Annotated in this window: 11 protein-coding genes and 1 pseudogene; 9 read left to right on the top strand and 3 right to left on the bottom strand. The window is 68.6% G+C overall.

Translation table 11 applies throughout. From position 1 onward, the window contains the following. Positions 1–103: 103 nt before the first annotated feature. On the bottom strand, positions 104–274 hold the full coding sequence (locus JOE48_RS27885) for a hypothetical protein (protein ID WP_210036147.1): 171 nt from the start codon (positions 272–274) through the stop codon (positions 104–106). Between the two features lie 1,539 nt (positions 275–1,813). Between JOE48_RS27885 and JOE48_RS27880 the strand changes: the two genes are divergently transcribed. Together JOE48_RS27880 and JOE48_RS31105 are read left to right on the top strand one after the other, a co-directional pair. Beyond that, positions 1,814–3,034: an IS256 family transposase gene (locus JOE48_RS27880; protein WP_210026721.1), complete on the top strand. Its 1,221-nt coding sequence runs from the start codon at positions 1,814–1,816 to the stop codon at positions 3,032–3,034. A 108-nt stretch (positions 3,035–3,142) separates the two neighbouring features. After that, positions 3,143–5,206, top strand: a complete 2,064-nt coding sequence (locus JOE48_RS31105; RefSeq protein ID WP_210034758.1) for an autotransporter outer membrane beta-barrel domain-containing protein — start codon at positions 3,143–3,145, stop codon at positions 5,204–5,206. A gap of 112 nt (positions 5,207–5,318) precedes the next feature. Here JOE48_RS31105 and JOE48_RS27870 read toward each other — a convergent pair. Then, positions 5,319–5,925, bottom strand: a pseudogene (locus JOE48_RS27870) (IS3 family transposase); the annotation flags it as partial. A 397-nt stretch (positions 5,926–6,322) separates the two neighbouring features. Here JOE48_RS27870 and JOE48_RS27865 point away from each other — a divergent pair. Together JOE48_RS27865 and JOE48_RS30940 are read left to right on the top strand one after the other, a co-directional pair. After that, entirely contained in the window at positions 6,323–6,499 is a 177-nt protein-coding gene (locus tag JOE48_RS27865; RefSeq protein ID WP_210034756.1) for a hypothetical protein, read from the top strand. Between the two features lie 10 nt (positions 6,500–6,509). Beyond that, complete coding sequence (locus JOE48_RS30940; RefSeq protein WP_280921339.1) at positions 6,510–6,632, top strand: hypothetical protein; 123 nt, start codon at positions 6,510–6,512, stop codon at positions 6,630–6,632. A 31-nt stretch (positions 6,633–6,663) separates the two neighbouring features. On the opposite strand, the gene JOE48_RS27860 is transcribed toward JOE48_RS30940, so the two are convergent. Beyond that, on the bottom strand, positions 6,664–6,927 hold the full coding sequence (locus tag JOE48_RS27860) for a hypothetical protein (RefSeq protein WP_210034755.1): 264 nt from the start codon (positions 6,925–6,927) through the stop codon (positions 6,664–6,666). 141 nt (positions 6,928–7,068) lie between these two features. On the opposite strand from JOE48_RS27860, the gene JOE48_RS27855 reads away from it, so the two are divergent. The 5 genes from JOE48_RS27855 to argC all read left to right on the top strand — a co-directional run bounded on the left by JOE48_RS27855 (position 7,069) and on the right by argC (position 11,501). Beyond that, the gene (locus JOE48_RS27855) at positions 7,069–8,355 is read left to right on the top strand and encodes a nucleotide sugar dehydrogenase (RefSeq protein ID WP_210034754.1); all 1,287 of its coding nucleotides are present in this window, start codon (positions 7,069–7,071) and stop codon (positions 8,353–8,355) included. A 26-nt stretch (positions 8,356–8,381) separates the two neighbouring features. Beyond that, positions 8,382–8,972, top strand: coding sequence for a CoA-binding protein (locus JOE48_RS27850; protein ID WP_210036099.1), 591 nt, complete (start codon positions 8,382–8,384; stop codon positions 8,970–8,972). Positions 8,973–9,411: 439 nt separating this feature from the next. Further along, positions 9,412–9,873: a 50S ribosomal protein L13 gene (rplM, locus tag JOE48_RS27845; RefSeq protein ID WP_210034749.1), complete on the top strand. Its 462-nt coding sequence runs from the start codon at positions 9,412–9,414 to the stop codon at positions 9,871–9,873. A gap of 2 nt (positions 9,874–9,875) precedes the next feature. Next, the gene (rpsI, locus tag JOE48_RS27840; protein WP_043356850.1) at positions 9,876–10,361 is read left to right on the top strand and encodes a 30S ribosomal protein S9; all 486 of its coding nucleotides are present in this window, start codon (positions 9,876–9,878) and stop codon (positions 10,359–10,361) included. 189 nt (positions 10,362–10,550) lie between these two features. Continuing rightward, positions 10,551–11,501 carry an N-acetyl-gamma-glutamyl-phosphate reductase gene (gene argC, locus JOE48_RS27835; protein ID WP_210034743.1) on the top strand — a complete coding sequence of 317 codons (951 nt, stop codon included), beginning with the start codon at positions 10,551–10,553 and terminating at the stop codon, positions 11,499–11,501. The last annotated feature ends 163 nt before the right edge of the window (positions 11,502–11,664 follow it).

The following is an 11,664-nucleotide window of genomic DNA, read 5'->3' as shown; positions in this document are numbered from 1 at the left end:
TCAACCGCAGCGTCGATCTCCTAGTCCGTGACCTCAGAGGCCTTACGCAGATCGGAGACGATCGGGGTTCTTCGACCATGGCAAAGAGCTATCGCAGGCGGTCTCAACCGTCCATGAGGCCCATCCGCTGCGCTTCGCCGAGAAGCTCAGCGCCGGTCATCACCTCACCGTTCACCCGCCACAGACCAGGATCCTCTTCGAAGCGCTCGACCATGTAGCCGGCCGCCATGAGGGCTTCGACGGCTTCGCGGTTCGGATCATCGTCCTTGATCATGACGCGAGGCTACCTCGATCACACGAGCTGCGCGATCCTACGGGCCATGGCGATGAGGACCAAGCGCATCAACGGCCAGGCGCCATATCATCACGGCTCGCCCGGCCTCGCCGTGTCTCAATAGAGTCCATTCAATCGACGGATACGGTGTCGGAATTTCCAATATGCCCAGCGTAAGATGCCGTAAGTGTCCCGCAGAAGCGTCTCGCTCAGATAAACAGAATTGAGAGAAACTCCGATTACGATGCGTGCGTGACTGCGAAAGCAATTCTATGCCGATATGTATCCAATTATACCGACATGCATACGATTATAACGAATGCAATACTTCATATATATCAATACGTGTTGTCGTATAAATATCACTCACGATACAAAAACAGGCCACCTTGCTTCGCTACACTTCCCTTAATTCCGAATAGGCCGGCATCGTTCAACGAGATCGGTGGTGCCCCTGCGGCTGCTCCCGAGTGGGGCAAGCGTGAGCGGACGGATGGCACGACGGACGTCGACAGGGCGAGGTCTGGCGCAGGCAGTGATGGCCTCGATGTCGTTGGCGGTGCCCGTCGTCACGCCGATATCGAGTCCTTTGGCGAATGGCGGTGCTGGATCAGCCGCGCTGAATGGTGCCAGTGGTCGAGGGGGAGCCGATGCAACGACAGTACCGGGGGGCGACGGGGCTTCCGCGGGAGCCGTAGCGACAGGCGGCGGCGGCGGCGGCGGCGCTGGTCTGACCGGAGGCGCTGGAGGCTCGGGTGCATCCTCGGCCAACTCGACTATCGGCGCCGGCGCCGGTGGCGCTGGCGGCCAGGCCCCCGGCCAATCTGGATCAAACGGCGGTCCGGGCACGTCGAACAACGGAGGCAATGCCGGTACAACTGGCGGTGGCGGAGGTGGCGGTGGCGGTGCTCACGGATCTGTTGGCGGCACGTTGCCGAGTGTGGCTGCTACTGGTGGGTCAGGAGGGGCAGGCGGGAACGGTTTCAGTACGAATGGCGACGGCGGCGGCGGGGGCGGGGGCGGCTATGGAGCGGTCGTCACCGGAACAGGCTCTCTCGGGCTTCTTTCGACATCAGTGAGTGGCGGAAACGGGGGAACCGGAGGAGGAAATCCAACCGGGACCAACTTCGCAGGCAGCGGCGGCGGAAGCGGCGGCGTCGGCCTTTACTTCACGTCGGCCGGCGCAAGCTTTACCAATACCGCGTCGATTACTGCCGGAAGCGGTGGGAACGGAACGGCAGGAATACAGGCTGTTTACGGTGGAGCTGGTGGCGCGGGCGGGATCGGTATTGTGGGTTCTAACCTGAACCTGATCAATAGCGGAACCATACGGGGAGGCGCGGGTGGTACCGGCGCAGGTTCGAGTGCTACGGGAACCGGCGGTGTCGGCATCGTTGGGGCAAGCCTGACGATCGTTAACAGCGGCACGATCGCAGGCGGCGCTTCCGGAACCGGCGTTCTAGCCAACGCGATCAGCTTCACGGGACTGTCAGGAATTTCGTGTTCGGGCGGCCATAGTGGATCCGATGGAGGTTCCCGATGGCACGACGCAAAGCACCCCGTATCCCTGACGCGATCCTGGACCAGCTCCTGGCTGGGGCCGATCCCAAGACGGCCTTCGAGGCCGATGGCCTGCTGGACGAGCTGAAGAAGGCCCTGGCCGAGCGGGCGCTCAACGCCGAGATGGACCACCATCTGGCGGGCGAGGACGCCGGCAACACGCGCAACGGCTATGGCCGCAAGACGGTCACGACCGAGACAGGCCGGATTGAGCTGGCGATCCCGCGCGACCGGCAGGCGACGTTCGATCCGCAGCTGATCGCCCGGTATCAGCGCCGCTTTCCCGGCTTCGACGACAAGATCGTGTCGATGTACGCCCGCGGCATGAGCACCCGGGAGATCGTCGCGCACCTGCGCGAGCTCTACGGCATCGAGGTCTCACCCGACCTGATCAGCGCGGTGACCGACGCGGTCCTGGAGGAGGTCGCCGCCTGGCAGGCCCGGCCGCTGGAGCCGGTCTATCCGATCGTGTTCTTCGACGCTCTGCGGATCAAGGTGCGCGACGAGGGCGTCGTTCGGAACAAGGCCGTCCACATCGCGCTGGGCGTGCGCGCCGACGGCTCCAAGGAGATCCTCGGCCTGTGGCTGGAGCAGAACGAGGGCGCCAAGTTCTGGTTGCGGGTCATGAACGAGCTGAGGAACCGCGGCGTCGAGGACGTGCTCCTGGCCGTGGTCGATGGCTTGAAGGGCTTCCCCGACGCGATCCGGGCGGTGTTCCCCGAGGCGCTGGTCCAGACCTGCATCGTGCACCTGCTGCGCCACAGCCTCGACTTCGTCTCCTACAAGGACCGCAAGGCCGTGGCGGGGGCGCTGAAGGACATCTACCGCGCGCTCGATGCCGCAGCCGGCGAGGCGGCGCTGGCGGCCTTCGAGGCGAGTGAGTGGGGCCGGCGCTACCCGGCCATCGCCCAGAGCTGGCGACGGGCGTGGGGCGAGGTGATCCCGTTCTACGCCTTCCCCGGCGAGGTGCGGCGGATCCTCTACACCACCAATGCCATCGAGGCTCTGAACGCCACGCTGCGCCGGGCTGTGCGCGCCCGCGGGCACTTCCCGACCGACGAGGCCGCGCTGAAGCTGCTCTACCTGGTCTTGAACCGCTCCGAAAAGGCGTGGAAGATGGGCCCGCGTGAGTGGGTCATGGCCAAGGCGCAGTTCGCCGTCATCTTCGGCGAGCGCTTCACCCGGGCCATGGCGGCCTGATGTTCAATCCGCCGCCCGCACACGGAATTCCTGACAGTCCCCAGCTTCACCAGTGGCACCAACCGTCTTGAGCTACGGGCTGGCACCACCATCACCGGCAATGTCGTCGTGCAGGCAGGCACCGGTACGCTGGCGCTCGGCGGCGCAATCGCCGCGACTTTCGACGCCACGACCCTCGGTCCAGCCGCGCAGTACCAAGGCTTTACCGCCTACGAGAAAACCGGTAGCTCGACCTGGACGCTGGCCGGCAGCAACGCGCTCGCCGCGCCCTGGAGCGTCACCGGCGGCATCCTCAACGTCACCGGCAGCGTCGCCGCGGCACCCTTCGCCATCGCCTCGGGCGGAACGCTGGCTGGCTCCGGCACGGTCGGCAGCCTGTCCCTGACCGGCACCGGCATCGTCCATCCCGGTGCGGTGGCCGGCGCGCCGACCACGCTCACGGTGGCCAACGGCCTGACCTTCTCCGCCGGCGCGACCTACCGCGTCACTGCCACGCCCGCGGCCGCCGATCGCATCACCGTCACTGGCGGCACCGCCACCCTCGCCGGCGCCAGCGTCGCAGTGCTGGCGGGCTCCGGCACTTACGCGGCCTCGACCAACTACACGATCCTCTCCGCCCCGACCGTGTCCGGCACCTTCGGCGCTGTCACCTCGAACATGGCGTTCCTGACGCCGAGCCTGAGCTACCCGAACAACACCGTCGTGCTCACCCTGGCCCAAACTGCGCCGGTCACCAGCGTAGCCACCACGCCCAACCAGACCGGTACCGGCACTGCGGTCCAGGCTGCCGTACCGACGACGTCCCCTACGACGCCCGCAGCCACGATGACCACACAGCCGGCGAACACCCTGACAACCACGACGCTCGCAGCCACGACGACCACGCAGCCGGCGACGACCACGACGCCCGCAGCCACGACGACCACACAGCCGGCGAACACCACGACAACCACGACAGTCGCGCAGCCGGCGACCACCACGCAGCCGACGACAACGGCAGCTACGCAGGTCGCCTCTGCTGTCCTCACGCAGACCCCGTCTGGCGCGGTGCAGGCGCTGAACTCCCTCTCGGGTGAGGTACAGGCCAGCGCCATCTCGGCGCAGGTCCAAACTGCCTTCCTCGTGCAGGAGGCGATCCTCGACCACCTGCGCTTCGGCGCGGGCAACGGGTTCGCCGGCCCCGGCCTCGGCGGTCCGGGCCTGGCCGGCGCCATCGGCCAGCGCTTCGCCCCCGGCACGACTCTGCCCGCGATGTACTCGGCCGACCTGCCCGGCGGCCCTCCGGTCTCGCTGGTACCGGTGCGGCCGGCGACCCCTCACTACGCGCTCTGGGTCCAAGGGTTCGGCGCGTTCGGCGATACCGGTGGCAACGGCAACGCCGCCCGCCTCACCCGCCAGACCGGCGGCTTCGTGCTCGGCATCGAGACCGGGTTCGGGGCGCTGTCGAACGCCCTCGTCTCGGACCTGCGCGTCGGCGTGGCGGCGGGCTACACCTTCACCGGCTTCGACGTCACCGCCCGCCAGTCCACGGGGCAGGTCGAGAGCGGCTTCGGGGCGGTCTACGGCCGCGGCGCGCTCGGGGCGGTGCAGGTCCGCCTCGGTGCAGCCTACGCCGGCAACGCGCTCGACACCCGCCGCACGTTGCTGTTCCCGGGCTTCTCCCAGGCGGTCTCCGGCAAGACCGGCGGCGAGACGATCAACGGCTTCGGCGAGATCGGCTACCGGGTCGGGTTCGCGCAGGGCTACGTCGAGCCGTTCGTGGGCGGTGCCGCGATCCACATCCGTCGCGACGGCTTCGCCGAGGTCGGGGGCGCCTCGGCGCTGACCGTCTACGGGCGCTCCTACGACGTGCAGACGGCCACGGCCGGCCTACAGGGGCAGGCGGTGCTCTCGGACCTGTTCGGCACGAGCACCCCGATCATCGCCCGCGGCCTGATCGGCTATCGGCGGGCGTTCGGCGACGTGGTCCCGCAGGCGCTGCTGGCCTTCGGCGGCGGAGGGCAGGCGTTCCTGACGGCGGGCGTACCGATCGCTCGGGATGCGCTGGTGGCGTCTGCCGGCCTCGACGTGCAGGTGGCACGCAACGTGACGCTCGGCCTGAACTACACCGGTCAGGTCGGCGAGCGGGCGCAGGACCACGCGGTCAAGGGCAGCTTCTCCTACCGGTGGTGAGATGACGGACCGGGCGGCTACGGTCGCCCGGGTTCCATGGCCCGACTGTGTTCCGGTACCGCAAGGATGGGCGTATGCCCTACGTCGCGCCGTCTGAGGCCGCCGACATCCTAGAGCCGTCGTTCAGCCAAAGCCGGCTGCGCGGCCGGTGCTTCTGCGGGACCTTCAGCCCCTCGCGACGCAAGATGCGCTGCACCCGGTCCTTGCCCACCCGCCACCCTGCTGCCTGCAGCAGCGCGGTGACGCGGCGATAGCCATAGCGCCCGTCCTCGGACGCCAGGTGATGATGGTGCGGGTCAGCTCATCCTAGTCCGCCAGCACGGTTGGCACGGAGCGTTGCGTGCCGCGGTGCTGACCGACGATCCGGCAGGCCTGACGTTCCGAGAGGCCGTACTTCTCCCGGATCCCCTCGACTGCCTGCCTGCGTCGCTCGGGAGCTACAAGTTTCCCGAGGCGACGTCCGCCAGCACCTGCTTCTCTAAAGAAAGGTCGGCGACGAGCCGGCGCAGACGAGCGTTCTCGCGCTCCAGATCCTTCATCTTCCTGGCTTGATCGACCTGAAGGCCGCCGTACTCCTTGCGCCAGCGGTAGTACCTCTGCTCGGAGATCTCCGCTTCCCTGCATGCAAGAGCCAAACTCTTGCCCTGGGCCGTCCGCACCTCGATCTGACGCAGCTTGAGCACGACCTGCTCCACGCTCGTCTTCTGACCTCGCCGCATGTCCCGCGCCTCTGGTCCTGGCTGATCCTCGCAATCAGCCCGGTCCAAAGCCAGCCGGTCAGGTCAACTTTGACGACCATGAAAAGAAGCACCGCGCGCGATCCGTTGCGCCCAGGTGATCGGCCCGGGGAGAGGGCTATCGCGTGAAGATCGAGGCAAACCCGTGCGGTCGTCGTGTTCATCGGGCAAGGGCCGGAGAGGCCGCAAATCCACCGGCCCATCTTGCGGCGCGTCGGGCCGCCGCGAGAACGCCGGTATCGCGACGCGCGCCAGCCCTCCTGACCGGCAGGACGTCTGTCTGCCGATCAGCCTGTCTATCCGACAGTCGCGGCGGCCGGGTTGCAATACGGCCGTAAACAGCTAAGCTCCTCAGCATTGAATACTGAGGAGGGCGGCTATGAAATCAGTCTTTCCCCTCGAGGAAGACCGCCCAAGCGCAGCGATCCCGTCCGCGACGGCCCATCACCCGCCGCACGAGGACGAACTCCGTCAGCAGCAGATGCGCCGCCAGCACAACACCCGTGCCCGCGAGCGCGCCGCACGGCACCTGCGCGGCGGCCGACCGCTGCTCTGAGCGCGCAGCCATGCTGGATGCCCTGCTGCTCGTCTGCGCCGTCGTGGCGATCGTCGGGACGGCGATCCGGATCGGCATCGCGGTGACCGCCCCCTCCGTCCGGCCCCGACGCATCACGTGGGACGACCCCTGAGACGGCGCGGATCCGGCGCGCGCAAGGCGCGCTAACGCGGATCGCCCGCACCGCGAATGATGCGCACGGGCCGGAAGGCGCGCACCGCAACTTCGGCCTCGACCCAGGCGCGCGCCGCATCCATCGAGGGATGATCGGCGTAGGCGGGTGCGCGCGGCGGCCATTCCGAGCCGGATTGCACGACATATCCCCGCGTGCCGCCGGCGACGGGCCCGACATAGCCGAACACCTTGCCGGTCCCGTCCACGAGATCGGTGCAGTGAACCGGGCCGTCTGCCCAGCGGAGATCAGGCATCCTCACGCCCCCTATGCGCGATTCGGGTTGACCGCGTCATAGCACTCGGCGGATGCGGATCGACGCGGGACCGGGCCGCCCCTATACGCGCATGGCGGGCGCGGCGGTGACCGGCGCCTTCGAACCCGCGGGGGATCCGACGTGGCGGAGAGCGTGGCAATCGTCGGTCTGGGCTATGTCGGGCTCCCGCTCGCCCTGGCCTTCGGCCGGGTGCAGCCCACGATCGGCTACGAACAATCCGCCGCCAAGGTGGCCGCCTACCGGGCCGGGCACGACCCGGCGGGCGAGATCGACGCCGGGGCGTTCCGGGCCGCCGCGCACCTCGCGGTCACCGACGACCCGACGGCCCTGTCGGCCGCCGACGTGATCATCGTCACGGTCCCGACCCCGGTCGACGCGGCACAGTGCCCGGATTTCGACCTGCTGACCAAGGCCGCCGCGCTGGTCGGGCAGCACATGACGCGCGGCACGATTGTGGTGTTCGAATCCACGGTCTATCCCGGCGCCACCGAGGAGATCTGCATCCCCGTCCTGGAGCGGCATTCCGGGCTGCGCTGGCAGGCGGATTTCTTCGTCGGCTACTCGCCGGAGCGGATCAATCCCGGCGACACGGAGCACGGCCTCGCCGAGGTGGTGAAGATCGTCTCGGGTGACACGCCCGAGACGCTGGACCGGCTCAAGGCCCTCTACGGGACGATCGTCCCGGCGGGCCTCCACGCCACCTCGTCGATCCGCGTCGCGGAGGCCGCCAAGGTCATCGAGAACACCCAGCGCGACCTCAACATCGCGCTCATGAACGAGCTGTCGCTGATCTTCGACAAGCTCGACCTCGACACGCAGGAGGTCCTCCAGGCGGCCGGGACCAAGTGGAACTTCCTGCCGTTCCGGCCGGGCCTCGTCGGCGGCCACTGCATCGGGGTCGACCCGTATTACCTCACCCACAAGGCCGCGATGATCGGCTACCACCCGCAGGTGATCCTGGCCGGGCGGCGGATCAACGACAGCATGGCCGCCCACGTGGCCCGCAGCACGGTGAAGCGGATCGTCCGGCGGGGCGGCAGCGCCGGTCGCGCGCGGGTCATCGTGCTGGGTCTCACCTTCAAGGAAAACTGCGCGGACCTGCGCAACTCGAAGGTCGCCGACCTCATCGCGGAGCTGGAGGCGTTCGGCTGCGCCGTGTCGGTCCACGATCCCCGTGCAGGCCGGACGGAGGCCCGGGACACGTACGGCCTCGACCTCATCGACTGGGCCGACCTGCCCGCGGATGCGGACGCGGTCGTGATCGCCGTCCCGCACCGCGAATACGCCCGGCTCGCGCCGGAGGCGATCGCCGCGCTGGCGAAGCCGGGGGGCCTGATCGTGGACGTGAAGGCGCTGCACGACCGGGCTGCCTTCGAGCGGCTGGGCTACGAGGTCTGGCGGCTGTGACGAAATCGGACACCGGGGCGCACGCCATGAACGAGACGGGCAACGACGCCGCTTCGATTGCGGACCGGCACGCGCGCTACCCCGACGCGCAGATCCGCGCGATCCTGAACAGCACGCGCACGGTCGCGCTGGTGGGCGCCTCGGCGAACCCGGCGCGCCCGAGCTGGATCGTGCTCAAGTACCTGCTCGACCGGGGCTACGCGGTGACGCCGGTCAATCCCGGACTCGCCGGCCAGGACCTGCTCGGGCGCCGGGTCGCGGGCTCGCTCGCCGAGGTCCAGGCGTGCTTGGGCGGGCAGCCGATCGACATGGTCGAGATCTTCCGCAACGCCGCCGCTGCCGGCCCGCTGGTGGACGAGGCGCTCGCCCTCGATCCGTTGCCGAAGGTGATCTGGATGCAGCTCGGCGTGCGCGACGACGCGGCCGCCGCCCGCGCCGAGGCGCGCGGGCTCACGGTGATCATGAACCGCTGCCCCAAGATCGAGTACGGCCGCCTCTCCGGGGAGATCGGCTGGGCGGGGGTAAATTCCCGGATCCTCAGCGCCAGGAAGCCGGTTCTCGCCGCCCGAGGCGTCCAGAAGCTCACCATCGCGGATCGGGGCCGGCGCAGCGACTGAACGTGTTCTCCTGACGGTCCACGACAGCGTCCCGTGGTGGGCTGATCAGGCGATCCCACCCGCTGCCCTCATCCCGAGGTGCCCGCGTCAGCCGGCCTCGAAGGCGGGTTCCAGCCAGAAGCGCGATCCCTGGAAGTCTCCTTCGAGGCCTGTGCTGGGCTCCGGCCCCTCAGGATGAGGCGGTTGGACGGTCGATCCGAATCCGCAGGGTCGCGCGTCACGGGCCGTGTGGTATTATGATACCCGACCTATCAAATCACTCTGTCTGCTTGTCTTTTCGCGATCATTGATTTTCCGGTTGACCCGGCCGCCGGGCCCGGCTATGCAGCCGCCACCGCCGCCGCGTGCACCCCACGCGGCGGCTCGTTTTTCGGCACCCCGATGCCTTCGGATCCTGACACGTCGGGATCCGGTCCGTCGGAACCCCTGGGATTTGGCTATGAAGACCACCTCGCTGAAGCCCGCCGAGGTCGACAAGAAGTGGATCGTGATCGACGCGGAGGGCTTGGTCGTGGGCCGTCTCGCCTCGATTGTGGCGATGCGCCTGCGCGGCAAGCACAAGGCCGCCTATACGCCCCACGTCGATTGCGGCGACAACGTCATCGTCGTCAACGCGGACAAGGTGAAGTTCACCGGCCGCAAGTACGTCCAGAAGCGCTACTACTACCACACGGGCTATCCGGGCGGCATCAAGGAGCGCACGGCCAAGTTCATCCTCGAGGGCCGGTTCCCCGAGCGCGTGGTCGAGAAGGCTGTCGAGCGCATGCTGCCCCGTGGCCCGCTCTTCCGTCAGATCCTCGGCAACCTCCGCGTCTACAAGGGCATCGAGCATCCGCACGAGGCCCAGCAGCCGCAGGCGCTCGACGTCGGCGCCCTCAACCGCAAGAACGTGAGCGCTTGATCATGGCGACCCTGCAGTCCCTCGCCGACCTCAACCGGTCGAACACCGGCGCGGTCGACCCCGCCAACGAGGCCCCCATCCACGTCCAGAAGCTGGATGCGCAGGGCCGTGCCTACGCGACCGGCAAGCGCAAGGATGCGGTTGCCCGCGTCTGGATCAAGCCCGGCAACGGCACGGTCACGGTCAACAAGCGTCCGGTCGAGACCTATTTCGCCCGTCCGGTGCTGCGCATGATCCTGCGCCAGCCGCTGGAGATCGCCGGCCGCGTCGACCAGTACGACATCACCGTCACGGTGGCGGGTGGAGGCCTCTCGGGCCAGGCCGGCGCGGTGCGCCACGGCCTGTCGAAGGCCCTGACCTACTACGAGCCGGAACTGCGCGCTCCGCTGAAGCGTGAGGGCTTCCTCACCCGCGACGCCCGCGTGGTCGAGCGTAAGAAGTACGGCCGCAAGAAGGCCCGCCGCAGCTTCCAGTTCTCCAAGCGTTAAGACGCCCGGTCACACCGGTGTCACGGAGAGGGCGGTTCCTGCGGGAGCCGCCCTTTCGCGTTTCAGGGGTCGGGCCCATGGCTAGGCTGATGGCTCGGCCGTTGACAGGCTGTTGCACGGCGCGCACCTGATTCCCGGCCGCAAGGCCCGACTCGGGCGGCATGCATTTCGGAGAAGGCGAGACGGACGATGGCTGGCCAAGGCGCGACGAAGCCCACCGTGTTCATCGACGGCGAGGCCGGCACCACCGGCCTCGGCATCCGCGAGCGCCTGGAGCGCGACGGGCGGGTCGCCCTGCGCAGCATCGCCCCGGAGCACCGCAAGGACCCGGAGGCGAAGCGCGCGCTGCTGGCCGAGGTCGACCTCGTCGTGCTCTGCCTGCCGGATGAGGCCGCCAAGGCGACGGTGGCGCTCGCCGACAGCCTGCCCGGCGGCGGGCCGCGCGTCCTCGACGCCAGCACCGCCCACCGGGTCGCTGAAGGCTGGACCTATGGCTTCCCGGAGCTGACCCGGGAGCAGGGCGCGGCGATCGCCCGCGCCCGGCGGGTCGCCAATCCCGGCTGCTACCCGACCGGCGGCGTCGCGCTCCTGCGCCCGCTGGTGGAGGGCGGCCTGATTCCGGCCGATCACCCGATCAGCGTCAACGCGGTCAGCGGCTACAGCGGTGGCGGCAAGAGCATGATCGAGGCCTACGAGCAGGGCACGGCGCCCCCGTTCCTGCTCTACGGCCTGGGCTTTGCCCACAAGCACCTGCCAGAGCTGCAGCTTTACAGCGGATTGTCCCGGCGGCCGATCTTCGTGCCGTCCGTGGGCAATTTCCGGCAGGGCATGCTGGTGAGCGTACCGCTCCACCTCGAGACGCTGCCGGGCCGGCCCACGGCTGGCGATCTGGAGGCCGCCCTGCGCGATTGGTATGCCGGCCAGACGCTGGTTCAGGTGGTGCCGGGCGCCGCCACTGGCGCGTCCCGCGAGAAGATCGAGCCGGAGGGTCTCAACGACACCGACCGGCTGGAGCTGCTTGTGTTCGGCTCGTCCGAGCACGGGCAGGCGGTGCTGGTGGCGCGGCTCGACAATCTCGGCAAGGGCGCCTCGGGGGCAGCGGTGCAGAATCTCGGCCTGATGCTCGGACTCGATGCCTGAAGCTCCGGCCGCGCGTTGAAGCCCAGTGGGCGACGCGCGGCGGACCGGATCCTGTTTCCGCGGACGCCGCGCTGCCGCTGACGTCGACACCCGACGCTGTCCAGTCGCGCGCGGATCGGGTGCTGCAATCCTGTCGGAGCCGGTCAACCCATGCGGGTGGAGA

The sequence above is a fragment of the Methylobacterium sp. PvR107 genome (genome assembly GCF_017833295.1).
Taxonomy (GTDB): Bacteria; Pseudomonadota; Alphaproteobacteria; order Rhizobiales; family Beijerinckiaceae; genus Methylobacterium.
Note: the sequence above shows the minus strand (reverse complement) of the source record. Positions and strands in the feature narration are given on the sequence as shown.